At 42.2% G+C, this 20,695-nt stretch carries 17 protein-coding genes; 8 read left to right on the forward strand and 9 right to left on the reverse strand.

What is annotated here, in order from left to right; translation table 11 throughout:
• Positions 1 to 3: 3 nt before the first annotated feature.
• Positions 4 to 1,305 (reverse strand): TolC family protein, encoded by a 1,302-nt coding sequence (locus H8796_RS22105; protein WP_187343874.1) that lies wholly within the window; start codon positions 1,303 to 1,305, stop codon positions 4 to 6.
• Positions 1,306 to 1,631: 326 nt separating this feature from the next.
• On the opposite strand from H8796_RS22105, the gene H8796_RS22110 reads away from it, so the two are divergent.
• From H8796_RS22110 to H8796_RS22125, 4 genes are read left to right on the forward strand one after another with little or no spacing between them, the layout of a single operon-like run.
• A complete protein-coding gene (locus H8796_RS22110) occupies positions 1,632 to 2,996 on the forward strand; it encodes a sigma-54 dependent transcriptional regulator (RefSeq protein ID WP_117933906.1) in 1,365 nt (454 codons plus the stop codon).
• Between the two features lie 5 nt (positions 2,997 to 3,001).
• A complete protein-coding gene (locus H8796_RS22115) occupies positions 3,002 to 4,255 on the forward strand; it encodes a PAS domain-containing sensor histidine kinase (RefSeq protein ID WP_117933908.1) in 1,254 nt (417 codons plus the stop codon).
• A 57-nt stretch (positions 4,256 to 4,312) separates the two neighbouring features.
• Complete coding sequence (locus H8796_RS22120; RefSeq protein ID WP_117933910.1) at positions 4,313 to 5,338, forward strand: AI-2E family transporter; 1,026 nt, start codon at positions 4,313 to 4,315, stop codon at positions 5,336 to 5,338.
• A 56-nt stretch (positions 5,339 to 5,394) separates the two neighbouring features.
• Positions 5,395 to 6,567 (forward strand): glycosyltransferase, encoded by a 1,173-nt coding sequence (locus H8796_RS22125; RefSeq protein WP_117933912.1) that lies wholly within the window; start codon positions 5,395 to 5,397, stop codon positions 6,565 to 6,567.
• 27 nt (positions 6,568 to 6,594) lie between these two features.
• On the opposite strand, the gene rimI is transcribed toward H8796_RS22125, so the two are convergent.
• The 4 genes from rimI to H8796_RS22145 form a co-directional block, all read right to left on the reverse strand.
• Complete coding sequence (gene rimI / locus H8796_RS22130; RefSeq protein ID WP_187343875.1) at positions 6,595 to 7,047, reverse strand: ribosomal protein S18-alanine N-acetyltransferase; 453 nt, start codon at positions 7,045 to 7,047, stop codon at positions 6,595 to 6,597.
• A gap of 2 nt (positions 7,048 to 7,049) precedes the next feature.
• Positions 7,050 to 8,516, reverse strand: a complete 1,467-nt coding sequence (locus tag H8796_RS22135; protein ID WP_117933914.1) for a RimK family protein — start codon at positions 8,514 to 8,516, stop codon at positions 7,050 to 7,052.
• A 130-nt stretch (positions 8,517 to 8,646) separates the two neighbouring features.
• Positions 8,647 to 9,891 carry an ABC transporter permease gene (locus tag H8796_RS22140; protein ID WP_187343876.1) on the reverse strand — a complete coding sequence of 415 codons (1,245 nt, stop codon included), beginning with the start codon at positions 9,889 to 9,891 and terminating at the stop codon, positions 8,647 to 8,649.
• Positions 9,892 to 9,931: 40 nt separating this feature from the next.
• Positions 9,932 to 11,131 (reverse strand): pyridoxal phosphate-dependent aminotransferase, encoded by a 1,200-nt coding sequence (locus tag H8796_RS22145; protein ID WP_004300623.1) that lies wholly within the window; start codon positions 11,129 to 11,131, stop codon positions 9,932 to 9,934.
• Positions 11,132 to 11,311: 180 nt separating this feature from the next.
• On the opposite strand from H8796_RS22145, the gene H8796_RS22150 reads away from it, so the two are divergent.
• Both H8796_RS22150 and H8796_RS22155 read left to right on the forward strand, forming a co-directional pair.
• The gene (locus tag H8796_RS22150) at positions 11,312 to 12,547 is read left to right on the forward strand and encodes a fucose isomerase (RefSeq protein ID WP_117933916.1); all 1,236 of its coding nucleotides are present in this window, start codon (positions 11,312 to 11,314) and stop codon (positions 12,545 to 12,547) included.
• A 26-nt stretch (positions 12,548 to 12,573) separates the two neighbouring features.
• The gene (locus H8796_RS22155) at positions 12,574 to 12,789 is read left to right on the forward strand and encodes a hypothetical protein (protein ID WP_117934138.1); all 216 of its coding nucleotides are present in this window, start codon (positions 12,574 to 12,576) and stop codon (positions 12,787 to 12,789) included.
• Between the two features lie 106 nt (positions 12,790 to 12,895).
• Here H8796_RS22155 and H8796_RS22160 read toward each other — a convergent pair whose 3' ends face one another.
• From H8796_RS22160 to H8796_RS22175, 4 genes are all read right to left on the reverse strand, one after another.
• Positions 12,896 to 13,744, reverse strand: a complete 849-nt coding sequence (locus tag H8796_RS22160; protein WP_117933918.1) for a histidinol-phosphatase — start codon at positions 13,742 to 13,744, stop codon at positions 12,896 to 12,898.
• Between the two features lie 155 nt (positions 13,745 to 13,899).
• Positions 13,900 to 15,768 (reverse strand): ABC-F family ATP-binding cassette domain-containing protein, encoded by a 1,869-nt coding sequence (locus H8796_RS22165; protein WP_117933920.1) that lies wholly within the window; start codon positions 15,766 to 15,768, stop codon positions 13,900 to 13,902.
• 1 nt (position 15,769) lies between these two features.
• A complete protein-coding gene (locus H8796_RS22170) occupies positions 15,770 to 16,570 on the reverse strand; it encodes a DUF3805 domain-containing protein (protein ID WP_117933922.1) in 801 nt (266 codons plus the stop codon).
• Positions 16,571 to 16,712: 142 nt separating this feature from the next.
• Positions 16,713 to 17,906 carry a hypothetical protein gene (locus H8796_RS22175; protein ID WP_117933924.1) on the reverse strand — a complete coding sequence of 398 codons (1,194 nt, stop codon included), beginning with the start codon at positions 17,904 to 17,906 and terminating at the stop codon, positions 16,713 to 16,715.
• 241 nt (positions 17,907 to 18,147) lie between these two features.
• Between H8796_RS22175 and H8796_RS22180 the strand changes: the two genes are divergently transcribed.
• Both H8796_RS22180 and H8796_RS22185 read left to right on the forward strand, forming a co-directional pair.
• Positions 18,148 to 18,837: a response regulator transcription factor gene (locus H8796_RS22180; RefSeq protein WP_004300631.1), complete on the forward strand. Its 690-nt coding sequence runs from the start codon at positions 18,148 to 18,150 to the stop codon at positions 18,835 to 18,837.
• Positions 18,838 to 18,864: 27 nt separating this feature from the next.
• Positions 18,865 to 20,646, forward strand: a complete 1,782-nt coding sequence (locus tag H8796_RS22185) for a cell wall metabolism sensor histidine kinase WalK (RefSeq protein WP_117933926.1) — start codon at positions 18,865 to 18,867, stop codon at positions 20,644 to 20,646.
• Positions 20,647 to 20,695: the final 49 nt, after the last annotated feature.

The raw sequence follows: 20,695 nt of genomic DNA on the forward strand, positions 1-20,695 counted from the left end.
GGTTTATAAAAAAGTTCCTTGTCGATAATATTTTTCTAGTTTCATCATCATTTCTATTTGTAAGCGTACACGAACCAATTCTGCTTTGGCAGCAATAAACCGGTTACGGGCTTCCATCAGTTGAAAGACGGAAATCAATCCCTCTTCCCATTTCCGTTCGGATTCTTTCAGTACCAGTGTTTCAGCGTCAAGTTGTGATAATGCCTGCTGATGTTCACTATATCCGGTGTGAAGAGAAAGGAGTGTTTGCTCAATATCCGTATATAATTGTTGTTTTTCAAGTTCTTCTTCGTTTTTGAGCCGATACATATTCAATTTCAGCTTGCGCTGATTGGTCAGACGTTGCAAACCGCTTAGCAGGGGAAAGGAGATGCCAACACCCACATATTTTCCTATATTATCACGCAATTGCCTGGCCGAGAAAGCTGTATTATAATAATTGGAACCGACGGTGAAACGAGCAAAGACAGAGGGTGAGAAAGCTCCTCCCGCTATCGCATACTCTTTATGAGCTGCTTTTTGTTTCAAATCAATCATACGCATGGAGGGCAATATTTCCATAGATTGTGCGTATAGAGTTTCCACAGTCGAAACAGAATATGGTGGTAATTGGGATGCTGTAATCGTATCCAGAATAGCGAGTGTGTCGCCCGGCTGGATATTCATTAATTGTTTCAGATGCAATAAAGCGATCCGACTACTATTTCCGCGCGACTGATAACGATAAATATCTCCCTCCCGGCGCGCTTTCACCTCCTGCAAATCGGAGGCTGATTTCAATCCCAGTTCCACGAAGACCTCTGTCTGTTTCAAATACCTTTCGCTCAACCGGCTTTGTTCCAAAGCAAGATCGAGCAATTTTCTCTCCAGAATCAGTTTGTAATAAGCATCCGTCACCTGATAGGCCAGTTCATTCTGTTTCTCTTTCAGTTCCCATTCACTACGTTCTTTATTCATTTTCCGGAAACGCACCTGATTGATACGCGAAAAGCCTTCAAATAAGGAAAGTGTCATATCGAGTCCCACCGTTCCCTCTTCAAAAGATTCACTGGTATACCCATTAGTGTCAGGATCCAGCGAACGTCCGAATCGTTTGCCTGTTTCCGCATTAACCACTATGTGCGGCAGGAAAGCACCGACAGAAGCTATATAATCTGCTTTCGCTTCCTTTATGCCGATAACTCCGTTACGTACAGCCGGATTCTGTTTATAAGCCAAACGAATGCAATCGTCCAGACTCATAGCGGATTGGGCTAGCAGGAAAACCGGCACTGAAAGCAATAGTAGTAAAAGAAATCTTTTCATCCTTTATAATATATGATTGTGTGATAGCAGGATGATAAAAGCAAATGCAATGCCACTAATCATAAATAATTGATTATAAAACAAATAGAAATTACATAATTCTTCCACCGTCCAAAAATTAAACGCCCTAACGTCCAATAATTGGACATTACCGACGGAATCCCCCTATTTTACCCCGTTCTAACTCGTTCTGACTCATTCCAGCATAAACTTTGTATGAAAACGTCTAATTATTGGACACTCCCTTGCAAAGAAAATCAAAAACAGATACCTTTACCCGGAAACTTAAAAGGAACATTCAACGGACAGAGCCCCCAATCTTGCGTATGGAAACAGGAACGATTTTAATAGTAGACGACAATAAGAGTGTATTAGCCTCACTGGAGTTATTACTCGAGAATGTGTTCAGCACAGTCCGCACAGCTGCCAATCCTAATCAAATCACGACCATCTTATCTACCACTCCGATTGATATTGTAATTCTGGATATGAACTTTTCAGCAGGAATCAACAATGGTAACGAGGGACTGTACTGGCTGAAACATATCCATGAAATCCGCCCTTCACTGCCTGTTATCATGCTAACCGCCTACGGTGATGTAGAATTAGCCGTTAAAGCACTGAAGAATGGTGCAACAGATTTTCTACTAAAACCATGGGATAACCACATACTGATACAGAAAATAAAGGAAGCCTATCAAAACAATCGTCCAACCCATCATAAAAACTCTCCCAAATCAACCCAGAAAGCATCCGGTGATGAAAATCTGAATAAGTCGGAAATGTTGATCGGTCATTCACCTGCAATGCTACAGCTAATTAAGGTAGTTACTAAAGTCGCCAAAACCGATGCCAATATCCTGATAACCGGAGAAAACGGAACAGGAAAAGAGATGTTAGCCAGGGAAATACATCGCTTATCTTCCCGGAATGCCCGTCAGTTACTTAGTGTCGATATGGGGGCTATCAGCGAATCGCTCTTTGAGAGTGAACTCTTCGGACACGAACGTGGAGCGTTTACCGATGCTTACGAAAGCCGTCCGGGTAAATTCGAAGCCGCCAATGGTGGTTCGCTTTTTATGGATGAAATCGGAAATCTCCCTCTTGCATTGCAGGCCAAACTACTGACTGTACTACAAAATCGAAATATCACCCGAATCGGAAGCAACAAAGTGATTCCCGTTGATATCCGACTCATCTCCGCCACCAACAAAGACATACCGGAGATGATTAAAGAAGGTTTGTTCCGCGAAGACTTGTTCTATCGCATCAATACCATCCATCTGGAAATTCCCCCTTTGAGAGAACGGGGAGATGATCTATTATTATTCATCGATGCTTTTCTTCATCGTTTCGCTTCCAAATATCAACGACCGGAAATACGAATGCATGAGCAAACGATTGAAAAGCTACGCTCCTATCATTGGCCGGGCAATATCCGGGAACTGCAACACACCATCGAAAAGGCGGTTATTTTATGCGAAAGCAACGTGATACGTCCTAAAGATATTCTGGTGAAACAGACTTGGAAACCACAGACAGTCCAAGCGGTGCCCAATCTGGAAGAAGTGGAACGGCAAGCCATCGAGACAGCCATCCTGCAAAACAATGGAAACCTGACTGCTGCGGCCGAACAACTTGGTATCAGCCGACAGACGCTCTACAATAAACTGAAACGATTCAAGCCCTAAGCCGTATGCTATTCAGCCGACATATATATTGGACCATATTAGGACATATCCTATTTATTCTTGCTACTTCAGGAACAGGTCTATGGCTCATTATCTCCCAACAAGGAGTGGTAATAGGGATATTACTGGTTATCTGCTCCTTGTTTCAGATTGGAAGATTAGTGAATAAGCTAAACTCTTTCAATCAAAAATTACGCCTTTTCTTCGATGCGATAGAAGACAAAGACAATATGCTCTATTTCCCCGAAAACAATGTCAGCCGGGAACAGGAAATGCTGAATCGTTCACTCAACCGTATCAATGCCCTGCTCATCCGAACTCAAGCTGAATATTCAAAGCAGGAACATTTCTACCGTTCGCTATTGGAAGAAGTCCCTAGCGGTGTGTTGGCATGGGATTCTTCCGGAAAAATAATGATGGCCAACAGTGCCGCACTGACTTTATTGGGATGCCAGCAACTAGCCCAATACGACCAACTGAAACCTATCCTGCAGGAAAAAGAGAAGAAAGAACGACTTAGCCTGTCTCAAAACCAGATGAAATTACAGAACGAAACTATTACCATCTTATCTATCAAAGATATCAGTAATGAACTGAATGATAAAGAGAGTGAATCATGGAACAAGTTAAGCCACGTGCTTACCCACGAAATCATGAACACCATTGCTCCCATCATCTCCCTGTCGCAAACATTATCCGCATATCCGGACAACAGCGAAAAAACACTTCGCGGACTTCATATCATCCAGGCACAAAGTGAACGCCTGCTGGAATTTACCGAATCTTTCCGTCGTCTCTCCTATCTGCCCCAACCGGAAAGGAAACGGTTTTCACTAACAGCCCTCCTGCAAAATCTGCAAGAACTCCTGTCTACCGATTTTCAGGAAAATCAGATTCATTTCACACTTACTTGTCAGCCGGAATTCATCGACATGGATGGAGACGAGAACCAGCTATCCCAAGTCCTGCTCAATCTCCTTAGAAACTCCATGCAGGCGTTAGACGGAAGAACGGACGGAGCAATCGAAATTTATGCATATCGGGACGAGCATATATCTATCGACATCACAGACAATGGTCCCGGTATCCCCGATGAACTGCAAGAAAAAGTATTCATTCCGTTCTTCACCACCAAATCCGAAGGAACCGGTATCGGGTTAAGTCTCTGCCGACAAATCATCCGTAACCACAACGGTCATTTGTCTATTTTGGAAAGCCGTCCCGGTAAAACAATTTTTCATATCGACATTTCACTGTAAAACAAACCTTTCACGGCCTTCGAGTGTTTATTATCATATAAACGAATTTTACACGATATGAGCACCAAAGAACAATACTGGAAATATTCCCTCATTATCATCATCCTGTTTATGGGAGTCATCATCTTTCGCCAAATCACTCCTTTTCTGGGGGGATTGCTGGGAGCACTCACCATCTACATTCTTGTACGCGGACAGATGAATCATCTGGTAGAAAAACGAAAGCTGAAACGAAGCATCAGCGCACTGTTGATTACCGCAGAAACGATTTTCGTCTTTCTTATCCCTTTGGGATTGACTGTCTGGATGGTGGCAAACAAGTTACAGGATATCAATCTGGATCCACAGACCTATATTGCACCTATTCAACAGGTAGCAGAATTCATCAAAGAGAAAACAGGATACGATGTATTGGGAAAAGATACGCTGTCATTCATCATGTCCATACTTCCCCGTATCGGACAAATTATAATGGAAAGCATCAGCAGCCTTGCCATCAACCTGTTCGTCATGATCTTTGTGCTTTACTTCATGCTGATTGGAGGAAAAAAGATGGAAGCTTATGTCAATGACATTCTGCCATTTAATGAAACCAATACGCAGGAAGTCATTCACGAAATCAATATGATTGTCCGTTCCAATGCTATCGGCATTCCCTTACTGGCTATCATCCAGGGAGGCGTGGCTATGATAGGCTATCTGCTTTTCGGAGCACCCAACATACTGATGCTGGGATTCCTGACCTGCTTTGCAACCATCATTCCGATGGTAGGTACGGCATTGGTATGGTTTCCTGTAGCCGCTTATCTTGCCATCAGCGGAGACTGGTTCAACGCCATCGGGCTTTTTGGCTATGGAGCTATCGTCGTATCGCAATCGGACAACCTTATCCGGTTCATCCTCCAAAAGAAGATGGCGGATACACATCCGCTTATCACTATTTTCGGAGTAGTCATCGGCCTGCCGATATTCGGGTTTATGGGAGTCATCTTCGGTCCGTTGCTGCTTTCATTATTCTTTCTTTTTGTGGATATGTTCAAGAAAGAATATCTCGACTTGCGAAATAACCTCCCATCGAGATGACGGAACTACCGAAAAATTGTGTACTTTTGCGGCTGTAAAAACGACACTAAAATTTGATGGAAACATTTACATTCAATACTGTCGAACTGATTCTTTTATCGGCGGCAGGTATTCTTTTTATCATTCAGCTCATTTATTATTTCGGCCTGTACAATCGAATACATGTCCACAATAAGGCTGTAGGCAAAGAAGAGGCGCATTTCACACGAGAACTGCCTCCACTTTCCGTGATTCTCTGCGCACGCAATGAGGCTGAAAATCTTCGTAAAATTCTACCTGCCATTTTGGAACAGGACTATCCACAATTTGAAGTGATTGTCATCAATGATGCTTCCACAGATGATACCGAGGATATATTGGGAGTGATGGAAGAAAAATATCCTCATCTTTACCATAGTTTTACGCCCGAAAGTGCACGCTATATCAGTCATAAGAAACTGGCTCTGACGTTAGGCATCAAAGCCAGCAAACATGACTGGCTGGTATTTACGGAAACAAACTGTATGCCCGCCAGCAACCAATGGCTAAAACTGATGGCACGTAATTTCACACCGCAGACTCAAATTGTGTTAGGATATAGCGGATACGACCGCACAAAGGGATGGTTGCACAAACGTACTGCATTCGATACTTTGTTCCAGTCTTTGCGCTATCTGGGATTCGCTTTAGCCGGAAAACCTTATATTGGTATCGGACGCAACCTGGCTTACCGGAAAGAACTATTCTTTCAACAGAAAGGTTTCTCCAAATACCTGAATCTGCAACGTGGAGAAGATGATTTATTCATTAATGAGCTAGCTACCTCCTCCAACACCCGTGTTGAAACAGACTTCAACGCTACCACACGAATACAGCCCGTATATCGCTACAAAGATTGGAAAGAAGAAAAGGTTAGTTATATGGCTACTGCCAGATTCTACCATGGAATACAGCGTTACCTACTGGGATTTGAGACATTTTCCCGTTTGTTATTCTATGCTGCCTGTATAGCAGGTATCGTATTCGGAATTCTTAATTTCCACTGGCTGGTAGCAGGCATCGCATTCCTGATCTGGTTACTGCGCTTTACAGTACAAGCTGTCGTTATCAACCGCACGGCCAAAGAAATGGGTGGAGGACGGAAATATTATTTCTCGTTACCTGTTTTCGACCTTATCCAACCTATACAGTCATTGAAGTTCAAACTCTGCCGTTTCTTCCGGGGAAAAGGAGATTTCATGAGAAGATAAACCGGATTTCGTGAAAAGGCAGACTTATTATTGAATCAATCGCTGCATATAAATAGCATCCGAACCATCGTGATAATAGCATGGCTTTATTCCAGCAGGAATAAAGCCATTTTTCATATATAGTCCGATAGCCGAAGTATTGGTCACTTTCACTTCAAGCGTAATCTTTGTAGCCTTACATTCGCCGGCCGTCAGAATCGTCTGATCCATCAATATCTGCCCCAGTCCTCTTCCTCTATAATCCGGATGAACAGCTATCGAATAGATTCTTAAATAGCGAGTTCCCCCATGAAATAACAGGGAGACATAAGCAATCACCCTATCCTCCTCCATCATCACATAGAAAGTTCCTTTCGAACGACTTATCAGATAGGCAAACTGCTCCTTTGAGAAACTGTCTTCCTGGAAACACTCCCACTCTATTTCCAAAATAGCGGGAATGTCTGCCTGCTGTGCTTTACGGACGACTATCGGCTCCATAATCAATAATGTTTCGTTTCTAACACTTGTTCAAAGTGATTCAACAAACGGTAATACATTTCATCACCGATAATGGCATCTTCCAGTCCATGATCGATGCTCGGATTATCATTGATTTCAATTACATAAGCCTTATCATCCACCATTTTCAGATCGACTCCATACAACCCTTTTCCTATCAGATTGGCAGCCTTAACAGCTGTATCCAATACCACACGAGGCACCTGATAAATAGGAATCGTATCTACCAATCCACAACGGCTTCTGCCCGAATCATAGTGACAGTAAATCTGCCAGTGTCCTTTTGCCATATAATATTTGCAGGCATAGAGCGGTACACCGTTCAATAGACCGACACGCCAGTCAAATTCCGTTGGAGTAAATGCCTGTGCCAGCAAGATTGCCGATTTTTCAAACAGTATCTTCAGACTGGCTTGCAGTTCTTCTTCGTTCGACACCTTTTTCATACCAATGGAATAAGAGCCATCCGGTATTTTCAGGATAAAAGGAGCACCTACCTGTTCGCTTATCTGTTCGAACGAATGATGGTTGGATTGAAAAATCAATGTAGACTTGGGAGCAGGTATCTTTTCCTTCTCAAAAAGTTCCTTCAGATACACTTTGTTCGTACACCGGATGATAGACAGCGGATCGTCAATGACAGCCATTCCGTTTTGTGCAGCCAACTGTGACAAATGGAATGTATAATGATTGAGCGACGTTGTAGTACGAATAAACAAGGCATCAAATTCGAGCAAACGGATAGCGTCATCTTCGGTAATCATCTCCACATGGATATTCATTTTCTTAGCCACCTCCGTCAATTTGTGCAAAGCGCCTTTATTGCTGGGAGGAAATTTCTCCTGTGGATCGACCAATACAGCGAGACTGTAACGGGAAGCCTTTGCCGACTTCGGTGCACGCCATATTTTCTTGTTAAAGTTATCCAGCGTATTAGCAAAGAAATCCTGCTCTGCATCATTGAGCTGATTCAGGGGAAGAAAATGAATGCCCTCGATCTGATTTCTGGGATGAGTATTTAAAGCCACTCTTAACAATGGACAAGGGTAATTCTCGAAAATAAAACGCGCAATCCGTTCCAGACCTTTTTCCCGGCATTTGCCAAAGTAGATATTCAGGTACCAGATATCATCCTTGATGTCATTCTTCTGTATCCATTGATAGCAAAGGGCTTGCAGACTACGATCCATCCGCACCCCCGTTCCAGCCTCCATTTTGTTGATGATATCAACATCCGGAATGACTTTCTGTCCTCTCGTTTGGGCTAGCAGTGAACAGTAATACCCTTCAGAGTTATAGCTGTAATCATTGCTAAGATTAATAACTAACTTCCGGTCTTTTTCCACCGGCTTGTTTTTCAGATAGTCGGAAACAGTCAGGACACTACTTGTCTCATAATACGGTTTCCAGTCATCCAGATTATCCAACAGAATTAACACATTATTCATAATGGTTAAAAATTAAACCTACAAGAGGATATTAAGTAAATTGGGCGCAAATATAGACATATTATTCACTCCACATCACGCAATGGACCAAATTATTTTTGCAGTAAAAATCAGATAGGAAAAAAGAGGATTATTCGTATCTCATGGAGTTTGCCGGATTGATCTTAGTGATAAGAAATGAAGGACCAATCAGCATCAATACAGATGCAAACAAAGTGCCGAGATTAATCAAAACGAAAAGTAATACATGAAAGGAAACCGGAACAGTATCCACATAGTAAGTCTCCGGATCAAGTTTAAAAAGTCCGAACTGTGACTGAAGAATACAGAAAGTCAGACCAATGGCATTTCCCCAAAGCATTCCTTTACCAATCAAAAAGACTGCAAACCAAAGAAAGGTTCTACGAATCGTGAAATTGTTGGCTCCCAATGCTTTTAGAATACCAATCATATTGGTACGTTCGATAATGATTATCAATAGACCGGAAATCATAGTAAAACCGGCCACCCCTATCATCAGAAACAGGATGACCCATACATTCAAATCCAACAAGTCGAGCCAAGCGAAGATCTGCGGATTCAACTGTTCGATATTACGCACATAATACACACCGCCCAGTTTATCCATCTGGTTGTCTATATCGGTTGCGATTTCATACGTTATGTCCTCCAGTTTATCATAATCTTTCACCTGTAACTCTACACCGGTCACCTGTTCCGGTTGCCAGCCGTTCAATCGATTCACCAGATTAAGATCCGTCAATAAAAAGAGATTGTCGTATTCGGAAAAGTTCGTTTGATAAATTCCGGCAATTGTCAGACGTCGTGCACGGATATCGTCCTGTATATAATAGGTGTATATCTTATCTCCCAGTTTCAACTTCATCTTAGTGGCCAATGCCTTGGAAATAAGCACCTGATTGGAAGAAACAGAATCACTGAAAACAGGTATCTCACCTTCCACCAAATATTCCTTTATAAAATGAGGATCAAATTCCGGACCTACGCCTTTTAATACCATTCCCTGAAAAGCATCCTCCGTCTTAATCATTCCCGGTTTGGTAGAAAAACGCTGTACATGGCTTATCTCCGGATAATCAGCAAGAGCAGTCATCATACTGTCTCCTACCACAATCGGATGAGTTTCGTAAGAACTGACCGCATCCAGATTGGTAATCTGGATATGCGATCCGAACCCTATAACTTTATTTCTCACTTCACTTTTGAACCCGATGACTACCGCCACCGCAATAATCATTACAGCCAAACCAATAGCAATACCCGCCATGGCAATGAGGACCGCAGGACGTGATACCTGCTTTCCGCCATCGCTTTCACGATAGATACGCCGGGCTATGAAAAGTGATAAAGACAATTTGTATAAATACTTAATACCTGATACTTAATACTTGAATTTATTCCGTTCTTCCCGGATACACTTCCAAAGCCTTCTGCAAGACAAAAAGAGCACGGGTTAAATCTTCTTTTTTCAATACGTAAGCAATACGAACCTCATTGATTCCAGATCCCGGAGTGGTATAGAAACCGGAAGCCGGAGCCATGAATACAGTCTGACCTTCATACTCAAAATCAGAAAGACACCATGCGCAGAACTTATCGGAGTCATCTACCGGAAGTTTAGCCACTGTATAGAAAGCTCCCATCGGAATGGGCGAATAAACGCCGGGAATACGGTTCAAACCGTCAATCAAACATTTACGACGTTCTACATACTCATCATACGTTTCGCGTGAATATTCTTCCGGAGCATCCAAAGAAGCCTCTGCAGCAATCTGGCCAATCAACGGAGGACTCAAACGAGCCTGACAGAACTTCATGACAGCATCGCGTATCTCCTTGTTTTTGGTAATCAACGCACCAATGCGGATACCACATTCCGAATATCGTTTTGATACCGAATCAATCAGTACCACATTATTTTCAATACCTTCCAGATGGCAGGCAGAAATATAAGGAGAACCGGTATATATAAACTCACGATATACTTCATCAGAGAAAAGGAATAAATCGTACTTCTTTACCAAGTCACGAATCTGATTCATTTCACGACGTGTATATAAATAACCGGTAGGATTGTTTGGGTTACAAATAAGAATCGCTTTCGTACGCTCATTAATCAGTTCTTCAAACTTCTCTACTTTCGGAAGGGAAAAGCCTTCTTCAATGGTCGTAGCAATAGTGCGAATCTTTGCTCCGGCAGAAATTGCAAATGCCATATAGTTAGCGTATGCAGGTTCCGGAACGATAATTTCATCTCCCGGGTTCAGGCAGGAAAGGAAGGAGAAAAGTACGGCTTCCGAACCTCCCGATGTAATGATTATATCGTCTGCTGTAAGATTAATATTAAATTTGGCATAATATCCCACTAATTTCTCGCGATAGCTACGATAACCGGCACTGGGGCTATATTCCAGCACTTTACGATCAATATTGCGTATCGCGTCAATCGCGGCCTGAGGAGTGGGCAGATCAGGCTGTCCGATGTTCAGGTGAAACACATGGACTCCGCGTTGCTTGGCAGCGTCTGCCAAAGGAGCCAGTTTTCTGATAGGAGATGCAGGCATCTCGTTTCCGCGAATGGATATGGTTGGCATAATTTTAACTACAAATTACTAATTACTATTTACTTTTTCTACTTGGAGCTGCAAATGTACGCAATAATTTGAATACAGAGACATAAAAACTTTAAAAACCTTAGCAAGGTTAAAATCGCTATGGTAAATTGAAAAGAAAGCTATACATTTGTCATACGGAAAACTTAAAACAATATCATAATGACCATACACCTTATCTCATTCGCTTCAATACTTCACAAACAAGTTTCGCTACGTAGCTCGCACGAAGCTATTTTGAGTGAAATTGAAAAATATTATACTGTAAAGTTCGTCGACTATCAAGATATGGACAAACTGAAAAGTGACGATTTCAAGATTATCTTCGTCGCTACCGGTGGGGTGGAAAGACTGGTCATACAGCACTTTGAAAATCTTCCCCGCCCTGCCATTTTACTGGCCGACGGTATGCAGAATTCTCTTGCTGCCGCACTGGAAATTTCCACCTGGTTACGGGGACGCGGAATGAAAAGTGAAATTCTGCACGGTGAATTACCAGCTATCATCTTACGTATCCATACACTTTATAATAATTTCCGTGCACAACGCTCCTTGTTCGGCAAACGTATCGGAGTTATCGGGACTCCTTCTTCCTGGTTAGTTGCCAGCAACGTGGACTACTTGTTGGCAAAACGTCGTTGGGGAATTGAATATGTAGATATTCCATTAGAACGAATTTATGAACAATTTAAACAAATCACGGATGACCAAGTCGGAGCATCATGCGCGGCTGTAGCATCGCAAGCTCTTGCCTGCCGCGAAGGCACTCCCGAAGATTTAATCAAAGCGATGCGATTATATCGGGCAATAAAAAAGGTCTGTCAGGAAGAAAATCTGGAAGCACTGACATTAAGCTGTTTTAAACTGATTGAACAAATCGACACTACCGGATGCGTGGCATTATCTTTATTGAATGATGACGGGATAATAGCAGGTTGTGAAGGAGACCTTCAATCTGTATTTACACTATTAGCAGTTAAAGCACTTACGGGTAAAGACGGATTTATGGCAAACCCGTCTATGATTAATTCCCGTACGAATGAGCTGATATTGGCACATTGCACCGTAGGTCTCAAACAAACGGAGAGATATATTATCCGTAATCATTTTGAAACAGAAAAAGGAATTGCCATACAAGGCTTACTTCCGACAGGGGATGTAACGATTATAAAATGTGGCGGTGAATGTCTGGATGAATATTACTTGTCTACAGGAACATTGACTGAAAACACCAATTATATTAATATGTGCCGTACACAAGTACGCATCCGCATGAATACTCCGGCCGAATACTTCTTAAAAAATCCACTGGGAAATCATCATATTATGCTTCATGGTAACTATGAAGATACGTTAAACGAGTTTTTCCAGGCAAATGCTTGCAAGAGGACGGAATAAAGGCATCTATAAAAAAAGAAAGATTTATGATAGGAGAAATTTCATGTGCTATAAATAGAGTTGAAGAGCAAATAGAGCAGCTCTTTGACGAAAAAGAGGAGTTTATCATGGCCAATGAAGATGTGCTACCTAGAACTATGTATCTGAAGAAATTGGCTGAAATTGATTCACGAATAGACGAGCTAAAAAAGACATTGATTTCGTTGAATGAAGAGAAACAAGAGATCCTGGATATGGAATAACTTATCCTACATTCCTACGAACTTTCACCCTAACTTCACTATGAACCGACATTCATAATGAACATTATCGCTTTGTTTTGATTATTTGTACCACTTCAATATTGCCTCATTCCTTTTCTCCTATGGGAATATCTTCCCATTTCCCCCCATGCCATTCTACCACCGAAGTAAAACCTGCTTTCTTCAAAGCGGCTAATCCTTCGAAGCGAGCATTGTTTATTCTTTCAGGGTAGTGCGCATCACTATTCACCTGTACCCGAATACCCAATTCTTTCAGGAAAGGGAAATAACGTTCATTCGGATAGAATGTACCCAGCTCATGATAAGACTTGGTATTGATTTCCACCATATAACCACGTGCGGCAATCACCGCGAAGTAATCGCGGACCAACGTGTCATACCATGCTTCATCAAGCAAACCCGGACGATAACAGGAAGCGTTATAATGCATCTTGTCAGCATGACCGACAATATCAAATCCTCCCAGCTCTACCATACGGAGCAGATTCTTATAATACAGGTGGACAACAGAATCCAAGTCACCATCGAAGTGCCTGTCTACCAATTGACGGAAAAGATCTGCCGGGGTATCAATATCTACGATTTTCCCTTCCGGAGAATACAGCATATGCACAGAACCTATCCGGTAGTCAAGTGGTAGTTTTTGAAAACAAGGCAAAGAGGGATTGCTTTCTTCATTCAAGTAGTCAATTTCGAGACCGATGGCAAGCTCTATCTTACCTGCATATTTCTTTTTCAGACGAGAGAATTCGGAAAGGTAATCTTCCATTCTATCCCACTCCATCGTCCATGCAGTAGAAAACGGTAGTGGAGCATGAGAAGAAATGCCATAGGAAGTAAACCCTTCGCTAATAGCAAAACGAACAAAATCGTCCATATTGGCTCGTCCGTCGCAATACAGGCAGTGGCTATGATAATTGGTTAGGTTTGTCATACTAGGTTATATTGTCTGGGGGTATATTATCATTATTTGGTTATCCGGGAATATAATAAACTATACTTGTGCCATCGAAGTGGCACAACTGTGCCAGCGTGTTGGCACTGCTATGCCAAAGAGGTGGCACAAAGGTGCCAATATAGTGGCACGAATCAGCCTTCTATTTCGCTAAGTTCCAACCAACGCATTGTCTTTTCGTCAATCATATCATTGACTTCGGGCAAACGTTTTGACTTTTCAGTCAGTTCATCAACGGAAAGTGTGCCGCTACAAAGAAGTTCCTCTATTTGTGTTTTTTCAGCTTCCAGTTCGGCGATTTCTTTTTCCAGTTGCTCGAATTCACGCTTTTCTTTAAAGCTCATCTTACGCTTGTCGTTCAGACGGACACGGGCGGTCTTTTCTTCCTGCGGCTTCTCTGCTTCTTTCTCTTTTTGTTCCTTTGCTTCTTTCCAGTCACGATAATCACTATAATTTCCGGGGAAGTCGCGAATATCTCCCTGTCCGTTGAATACCATCAGGTGATCTACTACTTTATCCATAAAGTAACGGTCATGGGAAACGACAATCACACAGCCTTTGAAGTTCTGGAGATATTCTTCGAGTACATTCAGCGTGATAATATCGAGGTCATTGGTCGGTTCGTCCAATACCAGGAAGTTAGGATTACGCATCAGGATGGTACAAAGGTAAAGACGGCGACGCTCTCCCCCACTCAATTTATAGACATAGCTATGCTGGGTTTCAGGAGTAAACAGGAAATGCTGCAGAAATTGAGAAGCGGTCAGTTTCTTTCCATTACCCAGTTCGATGACTTCGGCAATATCCTGTATCACATCAATCACTTTCATCTGTTCGTCAAACTGAAGTCCGTCCTGCGAATAATAACCGAAACGAACTGTTTCGCCAATATCCACTGTTCCACTATCAGGTTTGACTTGTCCCATCAATATCTTGATAAAAGTAGATTTTCCGGTTCCGTTATTTCCTACAATTCCCATCTTCTCATAACGAGAGAAGATATAAGAGAAATCATCCAGAATCTTCAGATCTCCGTAACTCTTGAAAAGATGGTCGGCTTCGAATATCTTACTTCCGATATACGAGGCTTTCACTTCCAGCTTTACATTATCGTTGTTGAAACGTTGCTTGGCTACCTTTTCCAGTTCGTAGAAAGCATCCTCCCGGTAACGTGCCTTATGTCCGCGTGCCTGCGGCATCCGGCGCATCCAATCAAGTTCCGTACGATAGAGATTATTGGCACGTTCTATTTCTACGCTCTTAGATTCGATACGCTCCTGGCGTTTTTCGAGGTAATAGCTGTAGTTACCTTTATATTGGTAGATTTGTTGATTGTCTATTTCGATAATCTCGGAACAAACACGGTCAAGGAAGTAACGGTCGTGAGTCACCATCAGCAAGCTAAGGTTGGTACGACGCAAGTAATCTTCCAACCATTCGGTCATATCCAAGTCCAGGTGGTTGGTCGGCTCATCAAGGATTAACAGATCCGGTTCGGTAATCAAAGCGTTTGCCAAAGCAACACGCTTCAACTGTCCGCCGGACAGTTGCTTCACTTTCTGATCGAAGTTACGGATTTTGAGTTGTGAAAGGATTTGCTTGGCTTTCTGTTCATATTCCCAAGCTTTCTCCTGATCCATACGTGCCAAGAGGTTTTCCAATCCCGGATGACCTTCGGTTTCCATGCAGCGTTCGTACTCCTTTATCAATTCCACCGTGCTGTTACCATGATGGAAACAGGCTTCGAGCACTGTCAGTTCTTCGGGATATTGCGGATCCTGTTCCAGGTAATCCACTCGAAGATCACGACGAAAAACAATATTACCGCTATCATAGCCTTCCTTTCCGGCAATGATATTTAGTAAGGTAGTCTTTCCACTACCGTTCTTTGCTATTAATCCTACACGCTGACCTTCGGCAATGCCCAAAGATACATTTTCAAAAAGAACCAAGTCACCGAAAGACTTGGTCAGGTTATCTATCTGTAAATAAGGTACTGCCATTTTAATCCAAACACTTCTTATATTCTTCTATCACATTGCAGGGCTCTCCCGCCTTTACTTTACTCCAAACGAGCTTCATTGGGTCGATGGTGCGATCTTTATATTGGAGAACAGGAGTTTCCCGGTTACCGTCAATCAACGTTTTCCATTCCATGCCATCCACTTCATTTGCCAGAATTGCACAAACAGTGATACCAATGGCCAACCATTCCTCTTTCTTTTTCGAACCAATCTTACCGCTGTCAATCACTTGCTGAAGTTTCTCCAAGTCCTCTTCTATTCCTTGAAAATCCTTTTTCAGTTCCTGCTTCACGGTCGATACCACCCATTCATATCCCTCATTAATCAAATAAATTTCAGAAAGACGTACAGGAATCAATTCAGCAGGGTACTTCTGCGCTTCTTTACGTACCTCCAAAGTAGCGATTACATCTTCCGCCTCCTTCACAACTCCACCTTTAGGCACGGTGAAAGAACATTCAAAAGCAATATCGTCAACGCCTGTAATCCACAAATGGGAAGTATAATAAGTTCCCTCCTCCTGAAACATTTCTTTGCTATACGCACATTCCCACGTTCCGACTTTCACCAACGAAGCCGAATCGTTCTCTTTCAGTTCCTGCCGGATGGCATCTTTGCCATAACCGGCTTTTCCTTTAAATGCGGATATACGAAAATTCCCCGTCCATACATCGGGATTATAGAAAAGAAAAGAGCCTTCGCCATCTTCAAACTCATTCCAGTCTGATGGATAGTTCATAGAAAACCATGCTCCGGGAGAGATAAATTTCTTGCCTTGCATCCTTTTACTTTAAAATGATTACTTGGCAAAAGTACAAATTAAATACGAATTTCAGGCACGGATTACACGGATTTCACGGTTTTTCAGAAAGATAATTACATAAAGCAACAGCGTAATCCGTGTAATCCGTGCCTACAAAACATCATTTCCCTATTGGCTGTATTTTCCTCCGCACATCTTTAGAAATTTCCAGAAACATATAATTCAATTTCCCGGAATGAATACCTTCTTCGTTCTCCTTATACTTCTTATTAGCATATTGCTTCGATTTCTCGAAAGTCAATAGCGACATTTCATTCTGCGACTTACCTACCATTGTGGAGTCCAGTTGTTCATCCGGAAAAAAGTCATCCAGATCGACATCACCAATCATTGTTGTTTCCAGGAAGTTCTTATCAGTATGCGAATTATCGGTATAGTACCCCACAAACATGTGTCCCGGCGTACGTACCAGAATAGGATCGATATTTATAGCCCGAAGCAGTGATGCAAACAGTACGCTACCGTCCACACAATTAATCTGCGAAGATTCCAGTGCATCATCAAACGTACGAACCCGTTGCGAGAAAACAACATTGCTCGAAAGGCTGGTGTTGGAAACAGAACTGTAACGGAATTTGCGTTTCTGCAATATATTCCAAAGAGCATACACCTGCTTGTCCACCGCCCCTTTAGCCTTACTCTGATAACCAAGGAAGCGATTAACAATACGAGTATTCAATGCTTCGCGAAGCAACTGGTCAATCATCGGATTCTCTTCATTGACATAGGCAGCAAAGAAAATACTTGTATCATGGAATTTGGTTCCATTCGATACATACCCCAACAGACATTCATTGATACTGCGCACAGAGAATGTACGCACCCGTTGCCCCAGATCCTTTCCATTCATCTCGACAGTAATAGCCACACTTACCGGTTCTGCCTGCACCTCATTTTTCAGAGCTTCATAGTTCCAGATGATATCAGGATAAATCGTATATTCCGTTCGAGGCTTGTTTAGTACAAATTCCGACACCGAACGGGAGAAAAAAGGCGTTTCAGCCACTTCAATCCGTACCCGACTATAAGCTGTCTTCGACTTCACCCGAATAGCAATACACGATTTCGGATTCCCTAAATAATTAGAATCCGACGGAACAATCACCTGCGCATCAGTAGTGGCAACAGACAAAATCGCTGAAGGAAATATATTCCCGCCCAGATCATCCACAATCTCAAAACCGGAATTGAATGAAGTATATTTAAACACAGACATACCGCCAAGGAGAATTAACAGTACCGCAACAGATCCTATTATTTCCTTCCGATGCCGTTTTAAGTCAATTTTTATCATTATTTGTAGTTTCTATAATCAAACGTTTCTATTGTATCTCGCTAACAAAGATAACAAATAGTGGGCGGTTTTTCCTCTTACAATCAACAAAAACTTCCATATTCCGCATCAATTCTCGGAATTCCCGGAATGTAACACGATTGTAACGTCTGTTTCATCTACCCGTAACAAAGTCTCCTCATCTTTGCAAAGGATAAAATAAAAACGTAACTTTGTCATATCACATTAATACATATATCTTATGAACGATTACCGTATTCTAGTTGTCGACGATGAAGAAGACCTCTGTGAGATTCTGAAATTCAATCTTGAAAACGAAGGTTATGAAGTGGATACTGCAAACTCTGCTGAAGAAGCAATGAAGATGGACATCAGCAGCTATCACTTGATTCTCCTCGATGTGATGATGGGAGAAATCTCCGGATTCAAAATGGCGAACATCCTGAAAAAAGACAAGAAAACAGCGAAAGTGCCTATTATCTTTATCACAGCAAAAGATACCGAAAACGATACTGTGACCGGATTCAACCTGGGAGCAGACGATTATATTTCAAAACCTTTCTCGCTGCGTGAAGTCATCGCCCGTGTGAAGGCCGTATTAAGACGCACAGTAACAACGGAAACGGAAAGAGTGCCCGAACGTCTCACTTATCAGTCGCTCGTTATTGACATCACAAAGAAAAAAGTAAGTATCGACGATGAAGAAGTACCATTAACCAAAAAAGAATTTGAGATCTTGCTTCTGCTGGTACAGAATAAGGGACGTGTATTTTCCCGTGAAGACATCCTGGCCCGGATCTGGAGTGACGAAGTGTACGTGCTCGACCGTACCATCGACGTAAACATCACCCGTCTGCGTAAAAAGATTGGGGTATACGGCAAATGCATTGTCACCCGTCTCGGATATGGATACTGTTTTGAAGCTGAATAAATAATTATGCCGAATTAAATAGTTATTATGAACCTGCCTGTAACTCAAAAGCATTTTTTCTCTTTTAGCCGAAAGCTTTTCCTCTCGGTTATTTCACTATTCCTGGTATTTGCCATTTGTTTTATTGCGTACCAGTATCAACGTGAACGGGAATATAAAATAGAACTGCTAAACACCAAACTACAAGATTACAACAGCAGGCTCTACGAACAACTTGAAGAGCAACCTCTTGACAGTGAGATCATCAACGGCTATATCAACAACCATATCCTGGAAGACTTGCGTGTAACCCTTATTGATGCTCAAGGAAATGTTGTTTACGACAGCTATCCAAGTCATAATAACCAGATGGAGAACCACCTGAACCGTCCGGAAGTACAGAAAGCCATAAAGCATGGCAACGGATATGATGTACGCCGTACTTCAGAGACAACCGGAGTTCCCTATTTCTATTCGGCCACTCATTATAAAGATTATATTGTCCGTTCGGCTTTACCTTACAATGTCAGCCTCATCAACAACCTGCAAGCAGACCCGCACTATTTATGGTTTACCGTAATCGTGACCTTATTATTAATGATTATCTTCTACAAATTCACCAACAAACTGGGGACTTCCATCAGCCAGCTCCGTGAATTTGCGATGCGCGCCGACCGGAACGAGCCTATCGAAATGGCTATGCAATCCGCCTTCCCGCACAACGAACTGGGAGAAATATCACAGCACATCATTCAAATCTACAAACGACTGCACGAAACCAAAGAAGCTCTCTACATTGAGCGTGAAAAGCTAATTACCCACCTTCAAATCTCACACGAAGGACTAGGTATATTTACTAAAGACAAAAAAGAGATTCTTGTCAACAATCTTTTCACCCAATACAGCAACCTGATTTCAGACTCCAACCTGGAAACAACAGAAGAAGTCTTTGCCATCAGCGAACTGCAAGAGATTATTCATTTTATCAATAAGAACCAGCAAGAACGTTCGAGAGGAAAAGGTGAAAAACGAATGTCTGTCACCATCAATAAGAATGGACGGACATTTATCGTAGAATGTATCATCTTCCAGGATGCCAGCTTCGAGATTTCCATCAACGACGTTACCCAAGAAGAAGAGCAAGTAAGACTTAAACGCCAACTGACCCAGAATATCGCCCATGAGTTGAAAACTCCCGTCAGCAGTATCCAAGGGTATTTGGAAACCATTGTCAGCAATGAAAATATTCCACGCGAGAAGATCAATGTATTCCTCGAACGTTGTTATGCACAAAGTAACCGTTTAAGTCGGCTATTACGCGACATCTCCGTACTCACCCGCATGGATGAAGCCGCCAGCATGATCGACATGGAACGGGTAGACATCAGTGTGTTGGTAGGTAACATCATCAACGAAGTATCGTTGGAGCTTGACGAAAAGCATATTACAGTCGTCAACTCCTTAAAGAAGAGTATACAAATCAAAGGAAATTACTCACTACTTTATTCCATCTTCCGTAATCTAATGGATAATGCCATCGCATACGCCGGAAGTAATATCCAGATCAATATCAACTGTTTCCGTGAAGATGAGAATTTCTACTATTTCAGCTTTGCCGACACAGGTATTGGAGTATCTCCCGAACATCTGAATCGTCTCTTCGAACGTTTCTACCGGGTAGACAAAGGTCGTTCACGGAAAGTAGGTGGAACAGGACTGGGATTAGCTATTGTGAAGAACGCCGTCATCATCCATGGTGGTAACATCTCCGCCAAGAACAATCAGGGAGGCGGACTGGAATTTGTATTTACATTGGCAAAGGAGAAGTAAAATCAGGAGTTATCCTGCAAAACTTGTCTAATCAAAAAACGAACAGAAA

Origin of the sequence: Bacteroides sp. M10, assembly GCF_014334015.1 — a bacterium.
GTDB lineage: Bacteria > Bacteroidota > Bacteroidia > Bacteroidales > Bacteroidaceae > Bacteroides > Bacteroides intestinigallinarum.

Bases quoted from the DNA above. Each gene is read 5' to 3' on its own strand.
- H8796_RS22105 (WP_187343874.1), bottom strand. From the start codon at position 1,305: ATGAAAAGATTTCTTTTACTACTATTGCTTTCAGTGCCGGTTTTCCTG.
- H8796_RS22110 (WP_117933906.1), top strand. From the start codon at position 1,632: ATGGAAACAGGAACGATTTTAATAGTAGACGACAATAAGAGTGTATTA.
- H8796_RS22115 (WP_117933908.1), top strand. From the start codon at position 3,002: ATGCTATTCAGCCGACATATATATTGGACCATATTAGGACATATCCTA.
- H8796_RS22120 (WP_117933910.1), top strand. From the start codon at position 4,313: ATGAGCACCAAAGAACAATACTGGAAATATTCCCTCATTATCATCATC.
- H8796_RS22125 (WP_117933912.1), top strand. From the start codon at position 5,395: ATGGAAACATTTACATTCAATACTGTCGAACTGATTCTTTTATCGGCG.
- rimI (WP_187343875.1), bottom strand. From the start codon at position 7,047: ATGGAGCCGATAGTCGTCCGTAAAGCACAGCAGGCAGACATTCCCGCT.
- H8796_RS22135 (WP_117933914.1), bottom strand. From the start codon at position 8,516: ATGAATAATGTGTTAATTCTGTTGGATAATCTGGATGACTGGAAACCG.
- H8796_RS22145 (WP_004300623.1), bottom strand. From the start codon at position 11,131: ATGCCAACCATATCCATTCGCGGAAACGAGATGCCTGCATCTCCTATC.
- H8796_RS22150 (WP_117933916.1), top strand. From the start codon at position 11,312: ATGACCATACACCTTATCTCATTCGCTTCAATACTTCACAAACAAGTT.
- H8796_RS22155 (WP_117934138.1), top strand. From the start codon at position 12,574: ATGATAGGAGAAATTTCATGTGCTATAAATAGAGTTGAAGAGCAAATA.
- H8796_RS22160 (WP_117933918.1), bottom strand. From the start codon at position 13,744: ATGACAAACCTAACCAATTATCATAGCCACTGCCTGTATTGCGACGGA.
- H8796_RS22165 (WP_117933920.1), bottom strand. From the start codon at position 15,768: ATGGCAGTACCTTATTTACAGATAGATAACCTGACCAAGTCTTTCGGT.
- H8796_RS22170 (WP_117933922.1), bottom strand. From the start codon at position 16,570: ATGCAAGGCAAGAAATTTATCTCTCCCGGAGCATGGTTTTCTATGAAC.
- H8796_RS22175 (WP_117933924.1), bottom strand. From the start codon at position 17,906: ATGATAAAAATTGACTTAAAACGGCATCGGAAGGAAATAATAGGATCT.
- H8796_RS22180 (WP_004300631.1), top strand. From the start codon at position 18,148: ATGAACGATTACCGTATTCTAGTTGTCGACGATGAAGAAGACCTCTGT.
- H8796_RS22185 (WP_117933926.1), top strand. From the start codon at position 18,865: ATGAACCTGCCTGTAACTCAAAAGCATTTTTTCTCTTTTAGCCGAAAG.